The sequence below is a fragment of the Secundilactobacillus muriivasis genome, from assembly GCF_054785195.1.
Map to the genome: position 1 here is coordinate 1 of NZ_BAABMI010000042.1, position 26,344 is coordinate 26,344.

Annotated in this window: 20 protein-coding genes; 6 read left to right on the top strand and 14 right to left on the bottom strand. The window is 48.3% G+C overall.

Features of this window, described 5'->3' with window-relative positions; translation table 11 throughout:
• On the bottom strand, positions 1-1,847 hold a 1,847-nt coding region (locus ACYVR3_RS10955; RefSeq protein ID WP_461244272.1), incomplete at its 3' end, for a KxYKxGKxW signal peptide domain-containing protein.
• 289 nt (positions 1,848-2,136) lie between these two features.
• Between ACYVR3_RS10955 and ACYVR3_RS10960 the strand changes: the two genes are divergently transcribed.
• On the top strand, positions 2,137-2,460 hold the full coding sequence (locus ACYVR3_RS10960; protein WP_054737304.1) for a DUF4870 domain-containing protein: 324 nt from the start codon (positions 2,137-2,139) through the stop codon (positions 2,458-2,460).
• Positions 2,461-3,022: 562 nt separating this feature from the next.
• On the opposite strand, the gene ACYVR3_RS10965 is transcribed toward ACYVR3_RS10960, so the two are convergent.
• Both ACYVR3_RS10965 and ACYVR3_RS10970 read right to left on the bottom strand, forming a co-directional pair.
• Positions 3,023-4,177, bottom strand: a complete 1,155-nt coding sequence (locus ACYVR3_RS10965) for a matrixin family metalloprotease (protein ID WP_461244273.1) — start codon at positions 4,175-4,177, stop codon at positions 3,023-3,025.
• 100 nt (positions 4,178-4,277) lie between these two features.
• Complete coding sequence (locus ACYVR3_RS10970) at positions 4,278-4,535, bottom strand: helix-turn-helix domain-containing protein (RefSeq protein WP_054737302.1); 258 nt, start codon at positions 4,533-4,535, stop codon at positions 4,278-4,280.
• Positions 4,536-4,857: 322 nt separating this feature from the next.
• On the opposite strand from ACYVR3_RS10970, the gene ACYVR3_RS10975 reads away from it, so the two are divergent.
• Together ACYVR3_RS10975 and ACYVR3_RS10980 are read left to right on the top strand one after the other, a co-directional pair.
• A complete protein-coding gene (locus ACYVR3_RS10975) occupies positions 4,858-5,274 on the top strand; it encodes a S24 family peptidase (RefSeq protein WP_461244274.1) in 417 nt (138 codons plus the stop codon).
• A 129-nt stretch (positions 5,275-5,403) separates the two neighbouring features.
• Positions 5,404-5,946 carry a hypothetical protein gene (locus tag ACYVR3_RS10980; RefSeq protein ID WP_461244275.1) on the top strand — a complete coding sequence of 181 codons (543 nt, stop codon included), beginning with the start codon at positions 5,404-5,406 and terminating at the stop codon, positions 5,944-5,946.
• 81 nt (positions 5,947-6,027) lie between these two features.
• On the opposite strand, the gene ACYVR3_RS10985 is transcribed toward ACYVR3_RS10980, so the two are convergent.
• On the bottom strand, positions 6,028-6,873 hold the full coding sequence (locus ACYVR3_RS10985) for a C39 family peptidase (protein WP_461244276.1): 846 nt from the start codon (positions 6,871-6,873) through the stop codon (positions 6,028-6,030).
• Positions 6,874-7,036: 163 nt separating this feature from the next.
• On the opposite strand from ACYVR3_RS10985, the gene ACYVR3_RS10990 reads away from it, so the two are divergent.
• Together ACYVR3_RS10990 and ACYVR3_RS10995 are read left to right on the top strand one after the other, a co-directional pair.
• Complete coding sequence (locus tag ACYVR3_RS10990) at positions 7,037-7,714, top strand: VTT domain-containing protein (protein WP_461244277.1); 678 nt, start codon at positions 7,037-7,039, stop codon at positions 7,712-7,714.
• 80 nt (positions 7,715-7,794) lie between these two features.
• Positions 7,795-10,311, top strand: a complete 2,517-nt coding sequence (locus ACYVR3_RS10995) for an excinuclease ABC subunit UvrA (RefSeq protein ID WP_461244278.1) — start codon at positions 7,795-7,797, stop codon at positions 10,309-10,311.
• A 52-nt stretch (positions 10,312-10,363) separates the two neighbouring features.
• Here the strand turns inward: ACYVR3_RS10995 and ACYVR3_RS11000 are convergent, their stop codons facing one another.
• From ACYVR3_RS11000 to ACYVR3_RS11035, 8 genes are all read right to left on the bottom strand, one after another.
• Positions 10,364-11,434, bottom strand: a complete 1,071-nt coding sequence (locus ACYVR3_RS11000; protein WP_461244279.1) for an SGNH/GDSL hydrolase family protein — start codon at positions 11,432-11,434, stop codon at positions 10,364-10,366.
• Between the two features lie 570 nt (positions 11,435-12,004).
• Positions 12,005-12,874, bottom strand: coding sequence for a hypothetical protein (locus ACYVR3_RS11005; protein ID WP_461244280.1), 870 nt, complete (start codon positions 12,872-12,874; stop codon positions 12,005-12,007).
• A 191-nt stretch (positions 12,875-13,065) separates the two neighbouring features.
• The gene (locus ACYVR3_RS11010; protein WP_461244281.1) at positions 13,066-14,085 is read right to left on the bottom strand and encodes a hypothetical protein; all 1,020 of its coding nucleotides are present in this window, start codon (positions 14,083-14,085) and stop codon (positions 13,066-13,068) included.
• A 32-nt stretch (positions 14,086-14,117) separates the two neighbouring features.
• Entirely contained in the window at positions 14,118-14,333 is a 216-nt protein-coding gene (locus ACYVR3_RS11015) for a hypothetical protein (RefSeq protein WP_461244282.1), read from the bottom strand.
• 871 nt (positions 14,334-15,204) lie between these two features.
• On the bottom strand, positions 15,205-17,115 hold the full coding sequence (locus ACYVR3_RS11020; RefSeq protein ID WP_461244283.1) for a hypothetical protein: 1,911 nt from the start codon (positions 17,113-17,115) through the stop codon (positions 15,205-15,207).
• Between the two features lie 190 nt (positions 17,116-17,305).
• Positions 17,306-17,626 carry a hypothetical protein gene (locus tag ACYVR3_RS11025; protein WP_461244284.1) on the bottom strand — a complete coding sequence of 107 codons (321 nt, stop codon included), beginning with the start codon at positions 17,624-17,626 and terminating at the stop codon, positions 17,306-17,308.
• Positions 17,627-17,833: 207 nt separating this feature from the next.
• Entirely contained in the window at positions 17,834-18,430 is a 597-nt protein-coding gene (locus tag ACYVR3_RS11030; protein ID WP_461244285.1) for a hypothetical protein, read from the bottom strand.
• A gap of 475 nt (positions 18,431-18,905) precedes the next feature.
• Positions 18,906-19,592, bottom strand: coding sequence for a hypothetical protein (locus ACYVR3_RS11035; protein ID WP_054737325.1), 687 nt, complete (start codon positions 19,590-19,592; stop codon positions 18,906-18,908).
• A 399-nt stretch (positions 19,593-19,991) separates the two neighbouring features.
• On the opposite strand from ACYVR3_RS11035, the gene ACYVR3_RS11040 reads away from it, so the two are divergent.
• Positions 19,992-21,380, top strand: a complete 1,389-nt coding sequence (locus tag ACYVR3_RS11040) for an S-layer protein (RefSeq protein WP_461244286.1) — start codon at positions 19,992-19,994, stop codon at positions 21,378-21,380.
• Between the two features lie 239 nt (positions 21,381-21,619).
• On the opposite strand, the gene ACYVR3_RS11045 is transcribed toward ACYVR3_RS11040, so the two are convergent.
• Both ACYVR3_RS11045 and ACYVR3_RS11050 read right to left on the bottom strand, forming a co-directional pair.
• Positions 21,620-25,000, bottom strand: a complete 3,381-nt coding sequence (locus ACYVR3_RS11045) for a mucin-binding protein (protein ID WP_461244287.1) — start codon at positions 24,998-25,000, stop codon at positions 21,620-21,622.
• 354 nt (positions 25,001-25,354) lie between these two features.
• Positions 25,355-26,188, bottom strand: a complete 834-nt coding sequence (locus ACYVR3_RS11050; RefSeq protein ID WP_461244288.1) for a hypothetical protein — start codon at positions 26,186-26,188, stop codon at positions 25,355-25,357.
• Between the last annotated feature and the right edge of the window lie 156 nt (positions 26,189-26,344).

The window sequence follows — 26,344 nt, forward strand, 5'->3', positions numbered from 1 at the left end:
TCTGGGTCTGGGTCTGGGTCTGGGTCTGGGTCTGGGTCTGGGTCTGGGTCTGGGTCTGGGTCTGGGTCTGGGTCTGGGTCTGGATCTGGATCTGGATCTGGATCTGGATCTGGATCTGGATCTGGATCTGGATCTGGATCTGGATCTGGATCTGGATCAACCGAGTTTTGTAAATCCCAACGGTGGCTCTCTCCTCCAACGTTTACTGTATCTGCCACCAAGTTACCGTTGGTATTAACGTTAAGGATCAGTTCGCCCGTATCATTAGGATTACCAACCGCTAGCAAGCTACCCCACATCCGATTCTGAGTTGTTACACTAATTTGACGTACCTCGTCAGTTTCTTTTGCGTTAAAGTTCCACAAGAAATTATTTTGGTAGAAGTTTTCAGTTTCATCTGGATCGATTTCACCGTTGATTCCTTTCAACTTTACTTCCGTATTCACCAAATAATTATCACTATTGCCAATATCAACGTTAAAGACAATCGTCACACCTTCTCCTAATATATCAGCATTTTCAATCATTAGCTTATAGTTAGCGCTAAGAACGTCAGCTGCTAGATTAATAATCAATTGATTGCCATTTACTTTTTCCTTTAACGTTTCAATATCAATTACTCGATCATTACTTTCTTTCCAGTCACTATGCTTAAACGTGGCTGCCGCTTCCTTTTCAAATAACGTTTGTGATAATTTACGCAACTCATCAAGTGTTGCACTTACATCTAAATACTGTGACGGCTTTTCTTGAACAATTTCCGTTGGTTCTAAGTGATTAATCATGGCCGTTTGACCACCTAGCCTTAAGAAAATCTGATTACCTTTCTGGGTAACTGTTAAACCCTCGATATCGCCAAGAACCAACTTGTTATCTCGGCTCGTTTTAAAGGATCCGGGTAACCCATTGTTACTAAAATCGAGTTCTCTAATGTACGATACTTCAAATTTGACATCACCATCATCTTTGACCGGTGTCCCAAAATCACTATTTCCAGTTAAATAATTCGTGGCAACGTTCCCCGCAGTATGCGCATTAAGCTGTGCTTGATTAGCAAATACATGGAACAAGGAAGCAATTCCCAACAAGTTCGCCTTCGTGTAATTCTCAACAGATCCTTCCCACTTATAATAATCTTCTAACCACGCTTGAACTTCGTCATCATCAAAGAACGTTCCGGCATCTTCAAGTTTTACTTCTGTCTCCTTGACTACTTTAGCGGATTTAGTATCCGAAGTTGTCACCGACTTATTATCGGTTTGAGTCGTCGAGACGGTCTCCTTCTCACTATCAGTCGACACGGTTCCTGACGTGCCTGATGACGATTCAGTTTGAGGTGCCACATTGGTTGACGAACTAGCTTGAGTAGTCACCGGAGTTGCACTCGGTTGTGTTGGTGCTGCTACTGTTGAGGTTGCAGTCGTCACTGATTCCGTTGTTTCTTCCGCTACCGGCGTAGTAGTCGCTGAAGCTTCAACGGTTGATTCAGTGCTTTCTGAAACTTCAGTAACTGCTGATTCGGAAACCACTTCCGATACTGCTGTTTCCTGATTTACCGTTGAAGGATTCGTTACTGGGTCAGCAGTCGATACCGCCGCAGTCGTCGTTGCGGTCGTTGACTCAACCGACTCCTCATTACTTACCGTTACCGTTGATTCAACAACCTCCGTAACCGGTGGATCCGTATTGTACTGCGTTTGCATCGAAGCAGTTTCAGTATTTTCCGCAGCATTTCCCACCATTGGTGTTAGCCATAGAATTGACGTTGCAATTCCTGCAACTAACCAAATTTTACCAGACTTATAGAGCTTAAATCTAACAATTTTTTCTTGGCATGGCTTATTCATGTCAATGCACCTCCGTTGGTCGTGTCAAGATTAGTCATTAACTTTAAGTTATCCTTACAATTTAATTTAACTTATTAATATGAACATTTTATGAATATTGATTGAAATTTTATTGTTTTCAAATTATGTATACTATAATTACACTTTTATCATGCGTATCATAAACATACAATCGCCTTCAATATTCCTAAACCGTCTCCTTTACCTAACTAATTACGCTTGGAAAACCCCACCCAATTGTGTACACTTAGCTTAGGATGTAGCATTTTAATATTGGAGGAGATTGACTATGACAACGCGAAAAGTGGTAAATGCCTTATCATACATTTCGATTATTTTTGCGCCCTTTCTATTCCCCATCATCGTTTGGTTCCTGAGTCGCGATGATCCGGACATGCACCACCACGCTGGGCGGGCAGCCTGGTTGCACCTGATCCCGATTGTACTGACGGTGATCGTTTTGATTATTTCAGGTGTGGTTGGCGTCGCAACTAACGATTCCGTCTCTACTGGCGGAACGGCATTCTTCTTGCTGTTGTTAGCGGGGATCGTTGATTTGGTGCTGTATGTTTATAATATTTACTTTGGGTTGAAGATTTTGATTCGGGATTAATTTGCTAATTAGATTGATATAAAAATGCCTAGCTGGTGCTCACGAGGTTGCGTGAGTATCAGCTAGGCTCTTTGTTTGGTATTTTTTTATGGCTGTTTGTGCTACTTATTGGTGTATTTAGCTTGTGCTGACGTGGTGGGTTGCTTTTATCGACTGCTCGTTGGCGATGCTCACTGCTACTACCTATTTTCGATGCAAATTTGATTGCTGCTTCTTGGGGTTCAGCTTACCTTAGTGAAGACCGTCAGCGACATCGCGTTCTGGCCACCGCGCCGAAACGTGCTTCGCAAAACTGAGAGTTGCATATAAGGGCGTCATCATCTAACTGGCCATGCTCATTGCTATTACCTATTTTCGGCGCCAATCTGACTACTGCTTCTTGGGGTTCAGTGACCGATTGTGAAGCCTGTCCGCGCTACTGCGTTCTGGCCACCGCGCCGAAACGTGCTTCGCAAAACTGAGAGTTGCATATAAGGGCGTCCCAACATAACTGGCCAAAGCCCGGCCAGTTATGTTGGGACGCCCTTATACTCCACTCTCAAAACGTTTTGCTACGCACTCTCTACCAATACCCCAACTTCTCCGCCAACTTAGCTCTTGCAATATCCCTTGCTGACACACTTGGCGTTTCTCTTCTGGAATCGTTGGTATCCTTTGGTGCATTCCAGCTGTACTTACCCGTTACGGCGCTGCTGAAGCCGTCGTCGCTGGTTTCGGCATACATAATGTCCGTTAAGTACGGTGTGTGATCCAAGCCCAGTGAATGGCCCATTTCGTGGACTAAGACGCTTTCCCAGTACGTGGTTGCTTCTGGGGCCGCTGCCTTTTGGGCTGCAATCAGTTCGTTATACAGCGCCTTACCTTTATCGTAATTTGCTTTCTTAGTTGTTGCATCCGTTGCCGACTTATAGGCCGCTGCTACCTTTTCGTATTCGGTATACAGTTCCCGAATCTGTGGTGTATCAGCGACACTATCGACATAGGTTGGATCGGCTAATGCCGTTGAACTGAGGTAGATGTGGCTACCGTCGTTCAAGCCATCCCAGTCGCTAGCGGCTTGGGTCGATAGTATCAGATCGTGCTTCGTGGCCGTCCCCGTAATGAAGACCTTTTGACCTAAAGCCGCGTTCCACACGCTCATCGCTTTCGTAGCGTATGTCTTCAACTGACTTTTAGCCACGTAGACCCGAATCTGGTCATTCGTGTTGTTCGTTAACTTCCCCGTTAAGTTAAAGTTCTTCTTCAACGTCGCGGCGTATTTGGTATAAAAACTGGCCGGTTGCTTTAACAACGAGCTTGCTGGTTGCAGGTCCGTGCCGTTCGCAATCGTCTTCATCAGTGTGCTACCGGACATGCTAGGGGTGGTTAAATACCCGCGCCAAACCCAGCCGGCCTTCTTCTTGTTGCTAGCCGATTGAATGTAGTAGTACACCCGCGTCTTACCGTTCACCTTCAGCGCTTCATGACCTTTAGCGTAGAACGTGGTGTTTGGATAATTCGATAATTTAAAGACTTTCTTCGCTAATTTGCCGGTATAAGCGTACGCGTGAGCTGCCTTCGACTCATTGATCTGGTACGCTTTTTGCGTCATTTTTTTCTGCCACACTACGGTGACTTTGGTTTTCGCCTGTGCTGTCGCTGGCTTCGTTGCTGACTGGACGCCAAACGTCAAGCCTAACGACAGCGCTGCGACTGCGATAATGCCTAGTTTTTTCATGCTGTTGCCCCCTTATCGCACCGACGTCGGCGCGTGGTAAACCTATTAGGGTCATTTTAACACAGTCCCCACAAGTTTTTGGGCAATGACGCTGTAAACGTTACCTAAACGTAATGCTTAACTCCTTGTTAACCGCCAGCGCAATTTTCTCCAAGGTCTCGACGGTGATATTAGTGCCGCCGTTTTCCCAGCGAGCAATTGACGATTGCGGGACGTTCATCCGTTGCCCCAACTGAATTTGAGTCAACCCCGCCTCCATCCGTAACCGTTGAATGGCGATGGCGTACTTGTATCGGATGCTGTTGCGGTGAAACTTCTTCGCCAACTCCGGCTTATCAAACATATTCGTGACTTTCAAAAATAGCTCCTCCTGAGTGTGAGTTGTCAGTTCTCCAAAAGTGATTGACATCGACAATTAATCGCGTCTAACGCATAGTTTACAAAAATACCGTAAAGCGTCTAGCGAACACCTGTTCTTGATTTTTGAAATTGTTTATGGTAACCTTAATTTATTCGATCGATGCGATCCGATTGAATAGTCTTTAAAAATTCCTAATCAAGTCCAATGTCAAACGTCCCAGTGATGTTTTGACAGCCAATCCCGGCCGCGAACCGTCCCTTTGCGACCGGGATTTTTTTGATGTTATAATAGCGATAAATGCCGTTTAGGAGGCCCTTTCATGACAACACCCTACACGAATCAACACCAACAGTTAGTTGAGATTCCCGTGATCAATTCGGTTCTGAACCAGTTGCCACTGACCAGTTTAACGAACATCACTAGCACTGTGATGACCGTGGCTGACGGTCTACCGGATGGCGACTTCATTTACCTCGACCTCGCAAACGACGCGATGAGTCCCGAACTACCCCATGATACGCGGGTGCTCGTGCAGCGCCAAGACCGCGTGGCCAACGACAGTTTAGCTGCCGTTAGCTTCGGTCGCGAGATCAAAGTCGGCCGCGTAACCGAATTACCGAACGGCTGGATCCTCTCGTTCGATAATCCCCTATACCAACCGGTCTTTATTTCGCCAAACTCATCAAAAATAAATTTTATTGGTCGCATTATTCGCAGCATCCGGACCTACTCCTGACTGCCGGTAGCTAACACTAACCAAAATCTGTCTACCAAACAACTTCTTAATTTATGGTTACCTTTCAATCCAAAAACCACTCTTTTGATGACAACGTGCTATCCTGTTGTCATGAGGAGGGACATTATTTTGAAGAAATCAATCACTTATTCACTCATGACGAGTTTTGCCCTCATGGGCGCATTTGGTCTCGCCCTAGTCGCTAACCCAAGTTCCGCTAGCGCGAAGACCTACACGAATCCCACGTCGTTGCAGAAGCACAACTGGTATTCGTACCACGAAGACGAGTATGGCACGTGGCGTTACTACAAGCTGCATTTTGCCGCCCACTCCGTCTATGAATTTACCAAAACCAGCCGCAGTGGCAAGTGGACTGAAAACAAAATTCCAGCCAACCGCTACTTCTTTAAGAGCGCCAACAAGGCCCACTGGTACAACTACGGTGCTACCAACGTGGATAACCTGCTGACGCGCAGCATCAAGATGACCAAGGCCACTAAAACTGGGACCGATGGCAAGACCCACTTGGTTCTCTACAGCTTTGACCGCTCCAACAACAAGGGTGGCATCAACCTGACGGGGCTTTATAAGACTTGGACTTACTTTACGAGTGCGAAGTATGTTTCGAACACTTACGAGTACTATCAAACGGTTAATTATTTGGTTAAATAGTGTTAAAAAAACTGATTCACCGCAGTGTGCGGGAATCAGTTTTTTTACATTCTGGGTCCTAAACGCGATTTTTGACACGCTTTAATAACTCAACGCCCGATAAGCATCCGCCTTCCGGTGCTTCTGCACCGTCGCGTTAGTCATACTGCTCCGCTTAACGGTCCACGGATCGTTGTAGTACAGCCGCGTGCTGGAGTAACCGGTAACCGTCAGCGCGTGGTTACTGAAGCCGTCCACGTTGGCCACCCAGATGACAACTAAGTGGTTTTGACGAACCTGTGCTTTAATAGCCGCCAAGCTGGCACCAGTCATGTTTTTAGCGGTTCCCATGTGGGCCTTCACAACGCTCATCAAACCACCCGGATAGACGTACCAGCCCGTACTGGAATAGGGACTACCAACGAAACCCTTGTTAGGGTCACTGCTTCTTGGCATCTCCTTAGCCAAACTCAGCTTGGTCACGTCTGCGCCACCAAACTGCAACATCATCGTGGTGGCCGTAATTTCACAGCCGGTCGGCAGTTCTGGTCGCTGGGCGATCAACGGTGCCACCACCCGGTAGTAGCTCTTCACCGTACCGTTTTGGTGGATCCAGCCCGTATACGTATGATTGTATGTAAATTTCAGCCAGGTGGCGCCATTCACGACCTCTTCCCGGGTAATATGCACGAATTTATTCCGGAAGTTATAGCCACTACTGATCTTCGTCAGGTTGGCCGTCGACGTGGCGTATCCGCCAGACTTATAAATGCCGTAGTTATGCGTCGTATTCGGACCGATCTTCGTATAGTAATTAACCGTCGTTAGACTTTCCACGGGTTGAATCGTGGCCGCTTGTGCGCGTTGCGTCGGTAAAACAACCATACTTAACCCCAACGCAATTGCGATTCCAGCCAGAACACTGGCTATTCGGTGACTTCTTTGCATCATCAGCACTCCAAATCATTTTTGATAGTTTGATTATACCGAACTTCAGCCCCAATTCGATCAACGACATCACTTTGTAGTCAAACGGTTACATTTCTCCTCATTCGTCCCACGCAAAAATGCTATACTGGACGCACTAATACCGCGCAGGAGGCATTTCACCATGTCGAAATCACAACGTCACCTCTTCTTCGGACTGACCGCCATCGTGGCGCTTGCCCTACTCCTCTTCATCGGCTACCGCTTCGGCAGTCAGCTTGAGGACGTGCTTCACCTAATCACCAACCGGCAAGAACTCGTTCGCGTCTTCCAACACCATACGCCACTGGATCTCATCACCTACACCTTGTTGATGCTGATCTGCTTTTGGTTACCCGGCGCTCCGGTGGCCGTGCTCGCCATTGCGGCGGGGGTTTGCTTCGGCCATTGGACGGCATTTGCCATGAACGTTATCGCCATGACGGTCGGGAACTTTACGGTGGCGAACCTGCTGCCAGAAATCATGCATACGCCGAAAAATAAATTTTCCCAAAAACTATACGCCGACCTCTTAAAAATTCGGCATCCCAGCATCGGCCTCGTTCTGGGGTACGCGATTCCATTCATTCCCAGCACCGTGATTAATCTGGCGGCCAAACGGCTGATGCCCGCCCGTGGCCGATTAGCTGGTATCTGTTTACTGGGTAGCTTACCACCAGCCTTCCTCTACGCCTTTGGTGGTGATGCGGCCTTACGTGGTAATTGGCTGCATGTGGCAATCGTGATCGTGGTTGCCGTGCTGTTATTCGGCTTGCTTTGGGTGATCCATCACGACCGCAAGCAACTGGAAGAACACCTTTAAACGCAAACTACAAATACCCCATTTTATCCCACTCGCGGTATGATGGACGTAACGCTTTATGAGAGGAAGGATCATGTCACATGTCTGAACCAATCACGCACATCGAAGTTCGGGGTGGCAACGTCAATAACCTGAAAAACATTGACGTCGACATTCCCTTAAACCAATTCGTCGCCATTTCTGGCCCCTCGGGGTCGGGGAAGAGTTCGCTGGCGATGGGCATCTTATACGCGGAGGGCTCCCGGCGCTACCTTGAAGCGCTCTCGACCTATACCCGCCGCCGAATCTCGCAATCCAATAAATCTCAGGTTCAATCCGTTAAGCATATTCCGTCAGCCCTTGCGCTCCGGCAACGACCCAGCGTCCCATCAGAACGCTCAACCGTCGGCTCGCTGACCGAAGCCTTTAACGTGATTCGACTGATTTTCTCACGGTTAGGCTCGCCCGTTTGTCCCAACGGTCACCGAATCGACCCAACCATTCAAATCGCGCAAGCCATGGACCGGCCGGGTGACAAAATGGGCATGATCACCTGCCCCACCTGTGGTGTACAATTCATGGCCACCGGCGCGGAAGACTTTTCGTTCAACTCCACCGGTGCCTGCCCGGATTGCCAAGGACTAGGCGTCGTTCGCGAATTAGACGAATCAAAGCTGATCGGTGACGAAAACCTCACCATTGACGAAGGCGTCGTTGCTTCGTGGCACCTCCCCGGCCGAAACTTCATGCCCAAACTAGTCGCCACGCTTGGTGTCCGCACCGATGTGCCTTACAAGGATCTGACCGACAAAGAACGCAACATCGTCCTCCACGGTGAACGCAAGCAGTACCCCTTCGACTTTCATACCGGCACCGGCCGGGTATTTCACGCGGAAAAGACGTTGTACGAAAATGCCTACGAGGCCGTTACCGAATCACTGAAGTCCTCGAAGAGTGAGCGGTCAATTGCCAAAATCAACTCGTTCTACCACTTCTCAACCTGCCCGACTTGTCACGGCTCCCGGTTAAATCCGGAACGACTCAAGCAGTTGGTGGGCGGTCGCAACATTGCCGAAGTGGCCGATATGCAGTTGAATCAGCTTGCCGACTGGGAGGCGATGACTAAGGCCAACCTGCCCGCCGACATGGGTAACCTCGCCAATATTTTGTTCACTGAACTGGATGACACGTTGCGGCCACTGTTGGAATTGGGACTCGACTACCTCAGTCTATCTCGAAACGGGAACACGCTATCCACCGGTGAACTGCAACGGATCCAACTTGCCCGGACACTGCGAACCGAAACTACCGGCGTCCTGTACGTCTTGGACGAACCTTCAATTGGCCTGCACCCCGACAACATTCAGGGCCTGATCCACGTCTTTCGCCAGTTGATTGCGCAAGGCAACTCACTGGTCGTGGTTGACCACGAAGTCGACATTATTGCGGCCGCCGACTGGGTGATTGAAATCGGTCCCGGTTCTGGCGACGCTGGCGGGAACGTGATTGCTCAGGGCACGCCGAAGCAATTAGTCGCCGACCCCAACTCGTTGATTGGTCCGTTTATCTCGGGGAGCGCACAGATTCTCCAAGATAAGCACCCGGCCAAACAACCAACCGGACAGCAGACCACGATCCACATCGACGATCACTTCAACTTACACGACCTGACCGCCAGTTTCCCAGATAACCAAGTGACGGCCATCACCGGCTTTTCCGGCGCTGGTAAGACCAGCTTGATTCTGGACAGCTTGGTCCCAGCGATTCAAGCTCAGGCCCAACACCAGAAACTCCCAAGCCACGTCACGCAACTGACCACCGACCTGACCCACGTAGTCAGCGTCGACGCCACGCCAGTTGGGAAAAATACCCGTTCAACCTTGGCCACCTACTCGTCCATCATGAACGACCTGCGCCACCTGTTTGCGGACTTACCCGAATCAAAGGCCAAAGGCTACGGTATCGCCTACTTTTCCTACAACAATAAGGAGGGGGCTTGCCCAAGCTGTGGTGGTCTGGGAAATATCACGTTGGATATTCAGTACCTGCCCGATATGGAAGAAGTTTGTCCGGTCTGTCACGGTACCCGGTATAAGGATGAGATCCAGCAGATAAAATGGCACGGCTATTCAATCGTTGACCTGTTGGCGATGTCGGTTGAGGAAGCCCTGCCGGTATTTACCGATGTGCCTAAAATCGAACGGCAGTTGAAGCAGCTGCAAGAAGTTGGGCTCAGCTACCTGCACCTTGGCGAGAGCACGCCGACGTTATCTGGTGGTGAAGCGCAACGTTTGAAGCTGGTAAGTCACCTGACGAAGAAGCAGTCGGGGACCTTGTTTGTGTTCGATGAACCATCAATTGGCCTCCACCCATTGGACGTCCAAACGTTGCTGCAAATCATCGACCGCCTTCGGACTCACGGCGCAACCGTGCTGATGATCACCCATGATATGGACTTGATGATCAACGCCGACCACCTGATTGACCTTGGCCCACGTGGTGGCGATGCCGGTGGCCGAATCATGGCGACTGGCGCACCTTTGGACCTTGTTAAACAGCCTGAAGGGTTGACGATGACTTACCTTGCGGATCATTATCAACGATTTTTAAACCACTAAAAAATAAGCGTTAAAGCCTAATTGTTAGCCTTTAACGCTTATTTATTGTGAATTAAGATTCTTTTTGCCCAGTCTTATCCTCAAACGTCTGCGCCAGCACACGCCCCAGTTCCTGATCCGTCCGAATCGTTGGGTGCAAGATGCCGTCGTTCAGCGTTGCCAACCGATTCTTCGGCGTAATCAACTCTGGTGCGAGTTCGTTGAAATCAATGACCGCCATATGGTGCTCATCGTACACTTTTCGCAACGCATCCCGTTCTTCATTTAATGTGAAATCCCGGTCGTTCTTAAAGTTACTGCAGTCGTTGCCCTTATAAGTGTAGCGATTCATTGGCAAAATCCCGATGATCATCATATTGGGGTTCAACTTCTGTAGCCAATCAAGTCGCTCACTCAACGTCTTAGCGATGTGCTTCAAGCTACCCGATCCGGACTTGTTGGTGTAGTCGTTCACACCAATCGCCACGTAGAGGTAGTTCAGTTGTTGGAACTGCCCCTTGTGCTGTTCGATTTGGGACTTGAGGTCTTGTCCTACTCGGTTGCCAGACAATGCGTAGGTTGCGTAACGGTGCCCCACGATCTTAGCGTCCGGTACCGCAAAGCTGTACTGGTTCTTGGGGTCCATATTGATGTATTTGCCAAACCAATCAAAATACGAGTTGCCGTGATTGAAGTGGTAGCCGTCCCAACCGGCGGGAATGCTGTCGCCCACTACGCCAATCTTGCCGTGGTACGGCGTCAGCGCTTGGCCCTTTGGGTGGAAACTAGCGGACGTGATCGTCTTCAAATCGCTGGTTTTAATCCAAAAGGAGTGGTTATTGGCCCGATTGCTGACGTGGTAAAGGCGGGTCTTTTGCCCGTCAATTTTCACATCCGCATACTTATCCCGGTACCATGCCATCTCGTGCTGCTTGTTTTCAAGTTTAACTTCATCCGTTAATTTCAGTGACGAGTACCCCACTGCCCGCTGTTTAAGCGCGTAGGCGTGAACTCGCATCGCATCCGTCTTAATGACCTTCACCTGCTTAGCGTTACCATTCAACGGCACAAATGCCGCAATTCCGCCAACCAGCAGAACCGCAAACGCCGCAACGATCCAGTAACGTAGTTTTCTTAGTTTCATGTTTATCTCCCGTACTATCTCAATGTCATCTCTTTATCATAACATAGGTGGTTGGTGGAGAGAAGATATCTGAAAAATCGGGACTGGGGGGGCTGAGGTGTTTCATTTTGATTTTGAGTGGTACTGGCGACGATCATTACTATTATTTTGTTTTCGGCGCCACTTTAACTTTGATTTTCCGCAGGTCATCTACACAGTGCTGTTTGCTTAACTAACCTCGTTCTGGCAACCACGCCGAAATGCGCTCCGCAAGGCAGAGAGTTGCACGTAAGGCCCTCTTACCACCAACCCCAAAACTGGGGGATTCTATCTCGGTTTACTCAGCAAAGGATTGGTTGGCGACGAGCATTACTATTATTTTGTTTTCGGCGCCACTTTAACTTTGATTTTCCGCAGGTCATCTACATAGTGAAGTTTGCTTATCGAACCTCGTTCTGGTAACCGCGCCGAAATGCGCTCCGCAAGGCAGAGAGCTATGTGTAAAGGCACCAAGGTAAAAACCCAAACCCGGGGTTTTCACCTTGGTGCCTTTACACGCCGCTCTCTAAACGCCTTGCTCCGCGCTCTGCTCTACAATGCCTGCTGAATCAACTGCAACGCCAACACCGCATAAACGATCCCAATCATCACCCGCTGCGTCCGCACAAATGTCCGGTACTCTAAGCGTTGCTGTTCTTCGCTCTTGAACTCAAAAATATCGCCCATGACCTTCATACCACCCACAGCATCTACCCGCATCAAGTACAGTGACAACAGCGATAACGTTTGGTCACTATCTTGCACCTGCATGCCATGCTGATACAACTCTTCCAGTTCATCCGAGCTCAGCTGCACCACCTGGGTATGGGCTTGGTTGATGCGGTCCGCTAACGCTCGGTACGCTGGTGCGTTGCGGTCTAAGTCAGCGTACAGTTTCGTATCGGGATCATCAGGATCACCGTTCGTTGGCACTTTTGGCTGCGCCCAGCTTGGTAGCGGATTAGCGGTATTTGACCAAACTGCGCCCCGAATCTTGGCTAGGATAATTAACAAGTAGCCTGATGTCGTTCGGACTAACCGTTTGGGCAACGGCATCCGGTTGCGGCTCACGAATAGTACTGACATTGCGGCCAACCCGCCCCACAAAATCGTGAAGAACACCATTGTGATCAAATCTTGAATCACGTGGGTGCGTACCAGCACGATGTGGGCGATAGATGGCAACCAGCAGACCATCAACGGTAAAATGAAGTTGATAAAGACCGTGGCACTGCTCATCAACCGCCCCTGCTTCGAGGTTAAACTGTCACGAATTGTTTCAAAATACCGGCTCATGACCGTCATCTGACCGCGATAATCTTCAAACGGCACTAATAATTGCCGCTGCACATAAACGAGGTAGAACACGGTCACCGCGTTCATGGCTAAAATGACGTATTTGTAAGCAAGTTGACTGTCCATTAGTGCCTCCGATTTTTCAATGATTAGGTCTATGGTAACGGAGTTGGTGCAGATTGGCAAACGATGGGATTGGGAACGGGGTTGGTGAGTCATGTAGACCTTTACCGCTTATAATCATTTCATACAAAAACAGCATCCCTCAAATGAGGAATGCTGTTTTTCAGTTTAATCAGTTAACTTTTTAAAGCTAATTACTTAACGCTGTAAGTTGCCGTAGCATTTACAGTAACGTTGCTACCAGTACCAGAAGTTACTGGAGCAGCAGACTTAAAGGTGTAAGTCTTGCCATTAGCTGTAAATGAGGTTAACCCAGCTTGTTCAACAATGCTTTGGATTGTAGCTGCGGACACAGTTGTACCTGGAGTAACTTGATATTGTTTGTCGATCCCTGCGTTGTAAAGTGCAGTCCGTTGAGCAGTACTCAAAGATCCAGTTAAGCCGGCACCATTTTCATCTACTAAGTTCACGGTGATTTGACTAGTTTTGTTAGTAGTTGCAGCCGTTGAACTCTTAACATAGAACGTCACAGTAGAACCAGCTGGTGCAGTGGTTGCTGAACCCAAGCTAGCGAATGAAGCTGAACTGTTGTTATCTGTGTTAGAAGCAACGTAACCCGTTGGGATAGCTTTCAAGATTGCTGAGAAGGCAGTCCCGGTCGTCAAGTTAGCTGAGGCGGCAGTAGCTGAAGATGCGTAAGTGCTAAATGGCATGTTCAACGTACCAACGCTCTTGTTAGTGCTTAAATCGACGTAGTTCACAGTGATGCTGTTTTGAGTTGACTTCAAACCATCAGCATAAACCCAACCAGTAACGTTGGCGTTCTTATCGTCAACGACCTTGTAGTATAACCAGCCTTCACGCGTCTTAGTAGCCGCGTCAGTAACCGTAAAGGTATCACCAGCAGTGTAACCGCTCATGTCAGCCTTCTTAGCCTTGTATTGAGAGTATGATGGGTTAACCCAAAGTGTGTTCTTAGTTGCATCAACTAAGGTGTAACCAGTCGTAGTCGTTGGCTTAGCAGCGGCCGTCATGGTATCGGTAGAAGCAATCCCACCACCAAATGCAGTGGTGGTCTTACCGCCGTAGATCCACCCACGGTATTTGCCATCAAATGACACGATCTTGTAGTAGACCGAACCGCGGTTCGTTGTTGCAACTTGGTAAGCACGGAAGTAGTTTTGTGACTTCTTTGAGTTACCTAAAGCTGCCATCGTTGACTTAGATGCAACGACACGTGCCCCTCTTAACGTGCCCCTCTTAACGTACCAGCCTTCGTGTATAAGGCGTTGGTCCCGTTGGCGGTAACGTTACGGGTTTCAGGCGCCGTCGTCATCGTCTTGTTAGAAGTAACCTTTGCGTAGGTCTTAGCACTGGCTGTAGTGGTGGCTAAGCTAGATGCTGCCAAAACAGACACTGCTGCTAGGCCGAAATACAGTGACTTTTTCAATCCAGATTTCATGAAATGACACTCCTTTTTTATTGGCAAAATGCCGCTTGCTAACCCCTTGTTAGCTAACTATATTTTAACACTTTCGTTAATTTATCCATAGGAACGTGAGAAAAACTTAAGGTTTGAGAGTGCGGCGAAAAGCGCCTAGCGACTGGAGCATAAGCCCCTCTTGCCATAAACCCCGGTTTTTGGGGTTTGTGGTAAGAGGGGCTTATGTGCAAGTCGCTGCTTTTCGCCGCACGTTTCGGCGTGGCGGCCGAAAACAGGTAGCGTTGACAGGCTTCACAATCTACCAGAAACCCCAAGAAATCCAAGTTCAAAACCAGCCGAAAACAACGCTGCCAAATCGCACATCGCCAAAACCACCCATGCCAAGCCAACCGACATCTCGCTAGGTTACCTAATCGCCATTTGCGGTTCACACTCTCATCTAACTTTCGGGTGCATCTCATTTAGGTGGTCACGTCTCGGAACTGCGAACTGTCAACCAAACAGCGAGTCATCATCAATCATCATTTGATTGGTGGTGACTCGCTGTTTGGTTGAGATTTAATGGTTCTTTGAGGTCGTTCTTTTCCTATTTAGTGCGTGCATCCGTCAACTTGCATCCCTGTTCCCGAATCTCGTTTGCACGGTGTCCTTCGATTAGCGAGTGCTACTTGCGACGTGCACGACTACTACTTTGATTTCGACGCCGCTTGGACTCTTGTTTTCCGCAAGTCAACCAGTTAGTGAAGCCTGTCCGCACTTCTGCGTTCTGGCCACCGCGCCGAAATGCGCTGCGTAAGGCAGAGCGCTATGTGTAAGGCAACTTCAGTAAAACCGCTCAAAGCCCGAGCGCTTTCACTGAAGTCACCTTACACGCCGCGCTCTAACCGCCTTACTCCGCGCTCTGTATTACCCCCATCGTAACCGGCATATTCCGCTGATCAATCAAACTCACATTAACCGACCGATTCAACCGCTCAATGAGTTTCAGTTCCGTCTCGTAGTTTTCCGCGAAGTATTGTTGTTCACTGAACGCATCCGCCCACGCGACCAACTGATCAGCAGCAACCGCCGCCTGCGTCACGACGCCGGCAACGCTGCCTTGAACCACCCCGGCCAACTGGCGGTAGTCGTCATTTTCAATGGCGCCGACCAACAAGCCGGTATTTTGAAATTCATTCGCCAACCACCACTGGTTGAAGCCGTCTAAATCGCCGAAAGCCTGTACCTGCATCCCTGCTGGGTTCAGCACTTCGATTTGGCTTAACTTATCATCTGAATAGTGCACCGTCAACACGCCTAAGCCATTTTGACGGTAGTACTCGTCTCGATCCAACTTGCCGTCTTCTTGATAGAAGCGGTTTGCCGCCAGTACCCCAGCTGCGTTGACCGTGCTTTCTTCCGTCAACTGGCCAGCTTTGTAGTAGCCAATGTAGGCGATGTTGGTGGCGTCATCGTTGTAATAGCGCACCTTAACTTCCCATTGATCGGCCAACGTTAACGTCCGGACACTGCGATCATCGTTCCACGTATCATCAACGGGATCACTTGGCAGACTAACCTTAGCGCTCAAGTCACCTTCGTGTTGTAGGTCATACAACGGACTGTGAATCTTCAACCGATCACTGTCGATACCTAACGCGTCCGCCCATTTAGCTAAATGCTCGCTGAGGTCGATCGCAAAGGTGGCCGTAAACAACCCTAACTGCTTCACGCCACGCCGCAACAATAACTGCGCCGCCTGCTTCACAACGGGGAGTTGGTCAGCCGTAAAGCTATCCATGTCAAAAATCACTTCGGTGTCCGTATCCATCATCAAGCCATTAACCGGCACCGGTACGGATAACCAGTCCCGAATATCGGCATTGATCTGGGCTAACTTGTCATTTTGTTCACCCAGTTCACGCTGTAACTGCGCAGTTTGGCTTTCAGCATCGGTCAACTGTTCGCTCAACGTTTCAATTTGTTGGTTACGGGATTCGTTGGCCGTAGCAACCTGTTCTTGCAACGTTTCGCGCTGATCATCAAGGGCTTGTTGTTGCTTTTGCGTCTCCATTAACTGACTACGCAATTCCTTCAACTGCGCCTTAACTTGATCCCGTTTCGTTTCAACTTCAGTCATCATTTGCGTGGTCTTATCGAGTTGTTGCTGGTTGTCGTCGATTTCCTGACGGTATTTGTCAGCCAACGCCACGATCTTCATCGGGTCAGTTTCACTTTTAAAGGCTTCCGAAATCTCGGCTTCATCCGCCTGCAACTTCTCCTTACGCTGTTGGAGCACCTTCAACTCATGCCCCAACTCGTTGACGTTTGCCAACACACTGCCGATTTGGCCCTGTTGCGTGTTCACGTCAGCGTCCAGCGCATCTTGCTGTTGCTTGAGGTCACCCATTGCGGCCTCGCCCTCAGCTTCGGCCTCATCCTGCAAGTGGTTGAGGTCCTTAGATACCGTGGTACTGGTTTCCTGCGCCGTTGCTAACTTAGCCGACAAATCAGTCACCTGTTGCTGCACTGTTTCCTGTTGCGTAAACAACAGCCGTTGCAACACTTCTCGACTCGCGTTGTAGTCCTGCGCAACCGCCGCTAAGCGTTGCTTGGCACTGACTAAAGACGAAACGGGCGACACCGTCGTTGGCCGAGCAGCCGGACGCACCCGGTCGTTATTCTCAGTTGCGTGCCGGTCCTCTGAACTGGCTGGTTGCGTCGGCGTCACTGTATTGTTAGTACTAGTGTTGGCCGACCGACTACTCCGCAAGCCAGGTTGCGGCTCCGGCTTACTTTTAAACATATCACGAATCCCCATGGCGATTCCTCCGAACTTTCTGATAAATTCCTTACCTTTAAACATCCCACATTTGGGGGTGGGGGTCAAGAGCAGAATACGGAGAAAAGTAGTTAGGAGACAGCGTACAGCGGGGTCATCACAACGGATTAAATAATCGCACTACGCAACAATGGCGCCCGCTACAAACAGACGCCATCAACGTGTTGAATTATGAATGCTCTGGCCGCTCATCTTCAATGTCGACGATCCCTAAATCAGCGAGTTCTTTCCGGAAATCAATATCATCAAAGTAACCATTCGTCTCCGGATCATCATTGGTTAACTCCCGCTTGATCTCATCGATCGACCACGTGCCGTTTTCATTGGGCGCTTTTAGAATCAAATTGCCATCATCTTTCTTAATCAGTAAAAACTGATCGCCTTCTTGCACCCCAGCAGTCGCAGGAATTTCAATTGAAACCCCATCCACGACTCGTTTGGTAACGACTTCCCCAATGACCCTTCCAGTTGTTCGTTTGCTGCTTGTCATAACAGTGCGACACTCCTTAGCTCATTTAGATTTCGTAACGCAATTTTAGTATAGCTGGTGGCCGGAAAAAGACGATGGGATTTGCTTGGTTTTAACAGGGTTATTTTACGTCTGACCTCCAAATCAATCTCACCGATAAAATATAAGTGGCAGAAACGCCCAAACATCACGCGTTTCTGCCACTCTTTCGTTTCATATCAACGGGTGTTAATCCACACCCTCATACCCAAACAACACGGCCATCTTCATATAATCCACCAACTCCGGCCCATTCGCAATGCCATCCGGCATCACGACTTGAACGCCATCGCGTTGAATCTCAATCTGCATCGGTTCCGGATCCTGATCGTTGACGAACACCGTGAAACGGTCCGCATCATCGCCGTTTAACAGCCGAAGATAATCGACCCGCGCAAAACTCAGCATTTCAAAGAAGTTAAACTGCTTTTCACCATCAATGTTCAGGTCGAACTGGTCCAGCGTGGCCGAACCCAAAAACGAGGCGATCATGTTGGCATACTGCCGGTCACCCTCATCCAAAATCGGAAAATCGCCATTAGCCAACTTAACCCCGGTCTGGTAGACAAAGTTGCCCAGCACCCGGGGGTCAAATCCCGCCAAGAGCTTCAACTGACTTCGCTGCCCCTCGAACTCTTCCAACAATTCGCCAGCGGACAGCAACGTCCGGTGCGCCAACTGATACAAGTCGGCCACCGACATCTGCTGGTAATCTAAATGATGGGTCATCAAATAATCCGTAACCTCTGAAATCCCGTAAACAAAGAGTTCTTCGTGTTCGTCCATCTTGGTCTATCTCCTAGTTGTGATTTAGCAACCATCCGTTGCCTTTTTGCAACCCTTTTCACTCCTTATTTTACGCTGTTCGGCCTTAAAATGATATGGCTAGGGCGGGGAAATTCTGGTTAGATGACGGGCGTTAAAAAAGCGAGTGGCTGATTGGTTTCAGCTACTCGCTTTTGGTTATCTAGTTACTGTTCATTACTGTCCTCGAGCCGAAACGTGCTGCACAAGGCAGAGCGCTATGTGTAAGGTAACTTCAGTAAAACCGCCCAAAGCCCGGGCGCTTTCACTGAAGTTACCTTACACGCCGCTCTCTAACCGCCTTGCTCCGCACTCTGTTCATTACTGTCCTCAAGCCGAAACGTGCTGCACAAGGCAGAGCGCTATGTATAAGGGCAACGAGCTAAAAAGGCCAAAAATCAGGCCTTTCCAGCTCGTTGCCCTTATACGCCGCTCTCAAACCGTTTCGTTCCGCACTCTACCCATTAAACGACTTCGCCAAAGTTACCAAGTCACTGGCCACTTGAGTATTGACAGTATCCTTAATCTTCGCTTGAACGTCACTATCAGTTGCTGGATCCTTGTAGTTCTTACCAGCTGCGATGCCTTCTTGGTATTCCTTTTGAACGTTTGCGTTCAATTCATCCGTGTAGTAGCTCGTCAACGTTGGCTTTGCGTATTGGGCAAACTTAGTTGCGGGAGACGTCTTAGTCTTCGTAAACGTATACGCCGTGCCCTTGGTGCTCAATTGGTGTACGTTGACCCCTTGATAAGTGAGGTAGCCACGGTACTTCGTGCTACTTTGCTTATACAACGTAAACTTGTAAGTCTTCCCCAAGTTCCCCTTGCTGTCGATTGCCCGGTACGTTGTCGTTAACGTCCGGTGTGTCTTGCTCAACTTATACTTGGCGCTCACAACCCCAGTTGATAAAGCTGGCTTGCTGAAATCGCCAAAAATCAAGTAGTGAACAGTCCCCTTCTTGTTCTTCACGGTCTTCCAATGGAACGCATATTGCGCCTTCGTACTGTTGAAGTAACCAGTTGGTTTGTTGATTTCACTCGCCGTAAACTTGGTTGATGATGCTTGGGCTGGTTGGATCGTCGCAAGGGTTACCCCTACAAATGCCGCTGCGGTGACCACGATGCCTGTCAGTGCTTTTTTCATTGTCGTATCCCCCAAAATGTAACGTATTAGTGATTATATGAGAAGAATATCACGTTTAGTAAGCGAATACAATTAGAATCAACGGTTTACCAGCCTCGTATTTGGACAAAATTCAAAATTTGATGAACCAGAGTGCATTTACGGGCGATTTGGCGATTATTGGTCACTTTTCTACCTATTGTATGATTGCGTAATCAACCTTTGACATGTCACCTTATTAAGCTAATAAAAGGGTAATTATTCGGTAATTATTCCAATTACGTTACTATTTTTACAAGATTGAAATGTTAAATTAATCATAATGTTTGACAGTTGTCATGGGTTAGATGTTATTATAGCTTCAACACCAGTAATCAGATATTGGTGTACATATCTCACAAACACAAAGGAGTCTGTCTAATGAAATCAGGACTAAAGAAATCCCTTTATTTAGGGTTAGCTGCTGTTTCCTTCGTTGCCGCTGCTGGTGCAGCTTCAACGACCGCATCTGCTAAAACTTACGCCAAGGTTACTTCAAACGCAACTTTGACTACCGATGCTACTACTCGTAACGTGACCTTAACTGGTACCAACGCTTTATACACTAAAGCCGGTACTTTAAAGGGCGCTAAGGTGGTTGCTACAACCACTACTGCTAAGAAGTTGAACACTTCAACTTCTGGTAAAGCTAACTTCCGTGCTTACCGTGTTGCTACGACTAACCGCGGTTCAGTTTACTACAAGGTTGTTTCCTTCGACGGCACTTACCGTGGCTGGATCTACGGTGGTAAGACGACCGATGCATTTGGCGGTGGGATTGCTTCATACGCAACCACTAAGACTGCCACTGCACCAGCAAGCGACGCAACTTACAAGTTGAGTGCTGCTACTAGTGACACTGCCAACACCTTGTTCTTCAAGGAACCTTCATACACCCAATACAAAGTTGGTCGTGCTAAGGTTAACGGCACTGTCTTAGCTTCAACTAGCGCCTACAAAGATTCTACCTTTACTTTCGGTGCTGCTAAGACCACTTCACGTGAAGGCGACACTTACTACCAAGTTGCCTCTGTTGATGGCTCAACCACTAACGGCTTAGTTGGCGCATGGGTTAAGGCTTCTAACGTTAGCCAAACTAACGCAGAACCAGAAGCTACTTCAGCAAACAGTGTGACTGTCGTTTACCGTGATTCAAACCGGAACGTCATCGCAACTGCTGCTAAGAAGTTTATCGCTAAGAGTGGTACTACCACTACTGCAAACGAAAAGGTCCCTGCTACTGACACTAACACTGCCGGCCAAACCTTAACTGATTTTGCCAAGGCTAACGTTCCTGCAGGTTACACCATCACTGACGCTAGTGATTCAACTAACGCTACTTACGGTGGTTCATACTACGTAACCATCGCTAAGGCGGCTACTTCCCCAGCCGGTTTGTACTACACTGATTCAGCAACTTCAACTACTGCTGCAACTAAGCTAAGTGCTACTGACTTTGCTAAAGGTTTCCCAACGTTGAGTGCTGCTGATCAAACAAAAGCATTTACTGGTACTGCAGACGGCAATTTCGTTTGGACTAACTTAGCTGATGTCTTCAAGGGCACCAACAACGGTGGCTACTACGGTACTTCAGCAGGTAACGGCAAGACCTACTTCTACACTTACAACGAAGCAGCAACTAAGGCCAACAATGCCTCTACTGCCAAGTACGGTGACAGCATCAAGGTTGTCTTCGTTCGTAGCACGGTAGATACTAGCACTGTACCATCTACTTCTACTAACACTGGTAACACTGACTACCTTAACTAGGTATTAGCCACTTACTAGCATCAAGCAAACGCATCACAAACTTATTCAAGTCTTGCATGTGTCAGACCACAGTCATTGAGTGACTTGGTCACCAAACTGAACAGCGCCACCATCCGGAAAACTTGCTTCTGGTTGGTGGCGCTGTTTTTTGTTATCTGATCAGCACTCCAACCAAACAAAAAAGAGCGCCACCCCCAAACAAGGATGACACTCCCAATCCAATCTATTTCAAACTAACCCTAATCCCGCTTCTTCCGTAAACCACTCAACCTCAGTAAACTCAACATGCCAGCCAAAGCCAATCCCATCACAGAACCAACCCGACCGTCACGTTCAGCCGTTTGAGGCAACCGTTGCGCATCAGCATCCGAAGCTTGACCGGCCACAAACCGATCAGCGACAGCCTGACCATTGGCAGCTTCAACGTTACCCGTAACCGTCCCATTAGAACTAACAGCTACAGTTTCAGGCGTCTCAGCGTCTTCACCATCAACACCAGCGGCGGGTTGTTCCCCAGTCCCCGGTTGCTCAGCTTCCGGTGCCGTCTCACCACCAGGTTCAACCACCGTTGGCTGTTCCGTTTCCGGCGTCGTCACCGTTGATTGATCCGTGCCAGGTTGCGTAACATCAGTGCCACCCGGTGTCGTCGAACCACCATCACCAGCTACGACCTTCTTCTTGTAGATCACCTGAACAGTGGTATCCGCCAGATCACCCTTAGTCGCTGCTGGGTAGGTCGCCGCAACCACGGTCGGCGTTGCCACGTAGCCTTCAATTACCGGTGCGTCAACCGCATCGTAACTCTTCTGAGCCGTCGCAACTTTATCGCCCGTCACGTCATCCGTCGACACATTCCAAGTAATCGTCTCATCAACGCTAGGCGCCATCGCCTTGCCATCCTCATCCATAAAGGTCACCGTCTGAGTCGTTTCAGCCGTTGAGTGCGTCACGTGATGGGTCAAATGCAGCTGGTAAACCTGTGGCGCAGTCGAATCATCATCAAACGTAATCACTTCCGGAATATCATTGGCAGCAACCACGTAGTTCATCGCCGTGTATTTATCAATCAACGCCTGCGTATCGTACGTTGTGGTGAAGTCTGGGTAGCCGGTCAACTCGGCCGTTTCCAGCACATCGCCCGTGACGTCGTCAACCGCCTCAATCGTGACTGGTTGCTTGGCCGGCGTTGCGTACACGTAAGTCACATCTTTCAATTGCGTGTAAGTTTCAGGATCGGTAAGCGCCACATTGCCGTTAATGTGGATCCCGGTCTTCGTAAGGTTGGCCAAGAAGCCTTGATAGACGTCTGGACTAGTTGCGTCCTCCCCGATGCCAGCACCAGCTAAATCATCCAAAGCAGCCTGACTCAAATCAGCACCGGCCTCGTTGGCATCCAAGAAAGCGCCTAACGTTTCGGTGGCTACCGGCAAGATAAATTCATTGTCAGTCCCCTCATTCAAAATCAAATGCGTCACCGTAAAGTCACTATTGAACTTCAACGTTAACGTCGTTGGGACGCCGTTCTTACCATTACCAGACGTCAGCACGATCTTCTCAAGGTTAGTAGTTGGCAACGTCACGTCACTCGCCTGATCAGGCGTCACCGTTTGTGTTGGCTTAACTTGAGTCTGATCCGCATCGTCGTAAATGTAGTTGGCTGTAATCTCAGCTGGGACAACCTCATAAATAGCGTTCATCAAAGTCGTTGGTGCAACCTCAATAGCGGCGCCATTTTCATCAACGCCGGCAACCAAAGCGCCTGTCTTAACTGGCAGTGAATTGTTTGGATCCAACTTCGAGCCATCAACAGAACCATCAGCGGGTGCAATCTCATACCCAACGTAGCGGTAGTTGACACCCTCATAACTCATCGTCATATCAAGTGGTATCGTCGTGTCCTTGTCGTATAAGTGCCAGTCAACTAGTGGCCCGCCACCCATGTCAAACGGTGTGATGGTTCCAGTTTCGGCATCTTTAATGTAGATGGCAACACCAACGTTCGCCTGGCCATCAGAAACCGTTTCGTTGCCGCCTTCGTTTTGGCCAGGTAATGGCGTTGAAGCATCGAACGTATCATCAATGTGCTTAGCATCATTACCAAAATCAGACATTGCCTGATCATACAGGTCTTTTAGCTTATCCAACATATCCTGATTAGCATCCGTAGCCGGTGTTTCAGCAACTGCATCTTGATCATAAACGTAGGTTACCTTAGTGATGTTGGGCGAAAGTAGAACTGTGTTGTCCTTACCATTAAGATTGGTGTTATCAGGATCGACCGTCCCATCCATCCGAATTCCCATATTGCGTAAATTCTGCTGAATAGTAGCACCGCTTACAGTCGTCACACCATTTTGTCCCAGAATCGTGCTTAACAAATGCGCCTGCGTATCCGTGGTATCAGCCGGTGTTTTATCGGACGTCACCGCCGCACTACCATCATCTTCAAAATTGATGGTAATCGTGTTTTCTTCATTCAGAAGTTGCATATCATCAATTGAACCAGTTATCGGAGTCGCCACTGTCAGGATGACCTGTTTTGGCGAACTTGTGGCCCCAGTTGCGTCTGAGCCATCTAAATAAACGTGATCAACTTCAACCGGCGCCTTACCAGCTGGATCAGTCGTCACTAAATCGAGCGGCGTCTTACGAACCGTTATCGTGAACGCATAATCCTTAATGCCATCCGGGTCAATGAAAACCGCCATCGGTTTCGAAAAATCGGTCGTTTCAACCCCAGTGGTCTCATTTTTCACGCTGACATAGTCATACTTACCGGTTATATCATCGCCGAATTCCAATGTTGCGTCAGGATACGCGGCAAGTAACTCTGCAGCTTGTTGTTTGGCCATCGTCACCATTTCATCAGTGATGATCATATTGTCGCTGCCACCCATATCGCTACTAATGACGTTATACAATTGGCCTGTCACAATTGGCGAAGTAGATTTCATCACTAATGCGCCATCGGTGGTTTGCATCGTTATCGAAATCGAGCCCATCTCAACAGCCGCATCAGTTGGATCCGTAGCGTCCGCAACCGCATCTGCTACTCGCGTCACCTTCTGCGCTTGTCCGGTAGCCGCATAGTTTTGGGCCGCTTGCGCCTTCGTTGCATCAGCGACTTCATCGCTGGCAGTGCCTAAGTTGTAAATTTGCACATCATCAACCGCAATGTTAGTGTCAGCTGCAGTTGATTCTACAGTGGTATCACCGTTCGCAACAGCTTGTTCGCCGGTAACTGCTGCCGGAGTTTCACTATCAGCCGTCACTTCAGCAGCCGATACTTCGGGCGCCATAGTTTCAGCTACAGTCCCAGTATCCGCTTTCATTTCGCTATTAGCACTAACCGACGTTGACACCTTATCAGCAGAACTAGCCAACGTGACTTCCTGCTGATTCAACGTATCCCCGGCAGTCGTTGTTTGACTTGCCTGATCATCCGCTGAGCCGGTCTCATCCGTAGCCGCCGAAGCCTGAGTTGCGCCCGCACCTAATAAAACCCCAGCTAAAGCTAAACTAGAAATTCCAGCTACCAGCCAGCGTTTTCCAACTTTATATGCACGGTAATGCACCTTGCTCCCCATCTTCGCAGCTTGTTGCCGTGTCCGTTCATTCATATTCAGTTCCCCCAAACATTAGTTGTGTCACTTTCCGTCATGATCATCCTAATGAATCACTCTCGTCTGTCTACTCCCGTTGACAAACGATCAATTGAGATACGGCGTTAACCATTTCTCTATACTTGTATAGTAACATATCCGAATTTATATGACTATAAAGTATTTCTGAAACATTTAAAAACAAACGATGCGTTATGTATAAAAGCGCTACTCACACAACGATCGTGAGTAGCGCTCTTCTTGTGGTACGCATTAAATTAGGCTAAAACACGCCTACGAATAACTTGTTCTAATTACCAAGTCCGTCTTTACGCCCACATTAGCCCATGTTATTTTATCGGATCACACAATCTATTTAACGTGAGCCGTCTTAGCTGATGTCACAGCAGTAAAGTGCCCGTTTGCATAATGGCCGACAGTAACTCTAACACTCTTGGCCTTTGGTGCATAAATGGTCTTACTGAATGTCTTCTTACTGCTCAATTTAGCATAACGATAACCCTTGTAGGTCTTGATGTGTGCGTAGTTTGCGGACTTGTACAACTTAGCAGTACCGGTAACTTTAACATACTTCTTAGATGCAGTCTTCTTGGCTGATAATTTTGAGATGTAACTCTTAGGTGCTTTAGGTTTTGCGGCAACACCATCATAGTTGTTACCATAATCTAGCACTGCACTTTGAAGTGCACTCACATAGCCTTCTAAATTGTTTTCAATATCATCATAACCGTCATCAACATTAGAACTCGAAATTTCACTACTTATTTTTCCTGCCATCGACTCTAATTGGCTTTGAGCACCCGTTGATAATCGGTTCTTAAATACATTATATGTTGCAACTATGGCACTCAGATTATCACTTGCTCTTTCTTTAGTATCTGAATGCCATTCCACTGCAGATCCTAAATTGCCCAAATAATAATCCATTGACCCACTACGTCCGTAAGCATCTGTATCAGTTGGATTAGGATAATCATCTGAAACATAACTTTGTACGTCTGTTGAAGCTTTCGCCATAGCTCCTTTAATGCCATTAATATCACTCATATACTGTGCATACGAAATCTTTGCTGAAGCCTGAGCAGTCGTAGTCGTCAAACTACTTGGTGCCGTAACAAACACTCCCCCTAATAATGCTGCACTAAGCACGACTGTCGCCGCCTTCTTACCAAATTTTTTTGACATAAACGTTTCCTCCCCCAAATTAAGTATGTAACCATTTAGTTACATGCTTAAAATTATAGACCAACAATTGATATACAAAAACCTGAATTATTCATACCTTTCAAAAAAGTCGTCAGTTTTCATGTTTTTCAAAAACTGACGGCTTTTGATCTTGCT

Excerpts from the sequence above, each read along its gene's own strand:
- ACYVR3_RS11000 (WP_461244279.1), bottom strand. The coding sequence starts at position 11,434 with ATGAAACTAAGAAAACTACGTTACTGGATCGTTGCGGCGTTTGCGGTT.
- ACYVR3_RS11030 (WP_461244285.1), bottom strand. The coding sequence starts at position 18,430 with ATGGACGAACACGAAGAACTCTTTGTTTACGGGATTTCAGAGGTTACG.
- ACYVR3_RS11045 (WP_461244287.1), bottom strand. The coding sequence starts at position 25,000 with ATGAATGAACGGACACGGCAACAAGCTGCGAAGATGGGGAGCAAGGTG.
- ACYVR3_RS10990 (WP_461244277.1), top strand. The coding sequence starts at position 7,037 with ATGTCGAAATCACAACGTCACCTCTTCTTCGGACTGACCGCCATCGTG.
- ACYVR3_RS10995 (WP_461244278.1), top strand. The coding sequence starts at position 7,795 with ATGTCTGAACCAATCACGCACATCGAAGTTCGGGGTGGCAACGTCAAT.
- ACYVR3_RS11005 (WP_461244280.1), bottom strand. The coding sequence starts at position 12,874 with ATGGACAGTCAACTTGCTTACAAATACGTCATTTTAGCCATGAACGCG.
- ACYVR3_RS11035 (WP_054737325.1), bottom strand. The coding sequence starts at position 19,592 with ATGAAAAAAGCACTGACAGGCATCGTGGTCACCGCAGCGGCATTTGTA.
- ACYVR3_RS11015 (WP_461244282.1), bottom strand. The coding sequence starts at position 14,333 with ATGAAATCTGGATTGAAAAAGTCACTGTATTTCGGCCTAGCAGCAGTG.
- ACYVR3_RS11020 (WP_461244283.1), bottom strand. The coding sequence starts at position 17,115 with ATGGGGATTCGTGATATGTTTAAAAGTAAGCCGGAGCCGCAACCTGGC.
- ACYVR3_RS10965 (WP_461244273.1), bottom strand. The coding sequence starts at position 4,177 with ATGAAAAAACTAGGCATTATCGCAGTCGCAGCGCTGTCGTTAGGCTTG.
- ACYVR3_RS11025 (WP_461244284.1), bottom strand. The coding sequence starts at position 17,626 with ATGACAAGCAGCAAACGAACAACTGGAAGGGTCATTGGGGAAGTCGTT.
- ACYVR3_RS11040 (WP_461244286.1), top strand. The coding sequence starts at position 19,992 with ATGAAATCAGGACTAAAGAAATCCCTTTATTTAGGGTTAGCTGCTGTT.
- ACYVR3_RS11050 (WP_461244288.1), bottom strand. The coding sequence starts at position 26,188 with ATGTCAAAAAAATTTGGTAAGAAGGCGGCGACAGTCGTGCTTAGTGCA.
- ACYVR3_RS10985 (WP_461244276.1), bottom strand. The coding sequence starts at position 6,873 with ATGCAAAGAAGTCACCGAATAGCCAGTGTTCTGGCTGGAATCGCAATT.
- ACYVR3_RS10975 (WP_461244274.1), top strand. The coding sequence starts at position 4,858 with ATGACAACACCCTACACGAATCAACACCAACAGTTAGTTGAGATTCCC.
- ACYVR3_RS10960 (WP_054737304.1), top strand. The coding sequence starts at position 2,137 with ATGACAACGCGAAAAGTGGTAAATGCCTTATCATACATTTCGATTATT.
- ACYVR3_RS11010 (WP_461244281.1), bottom strand. The coding sequence starts at position 14,085 with ATGGCAGCTTTAGGTAACTCAAAGAAGTCACAAAACTACTTCCGTGCT.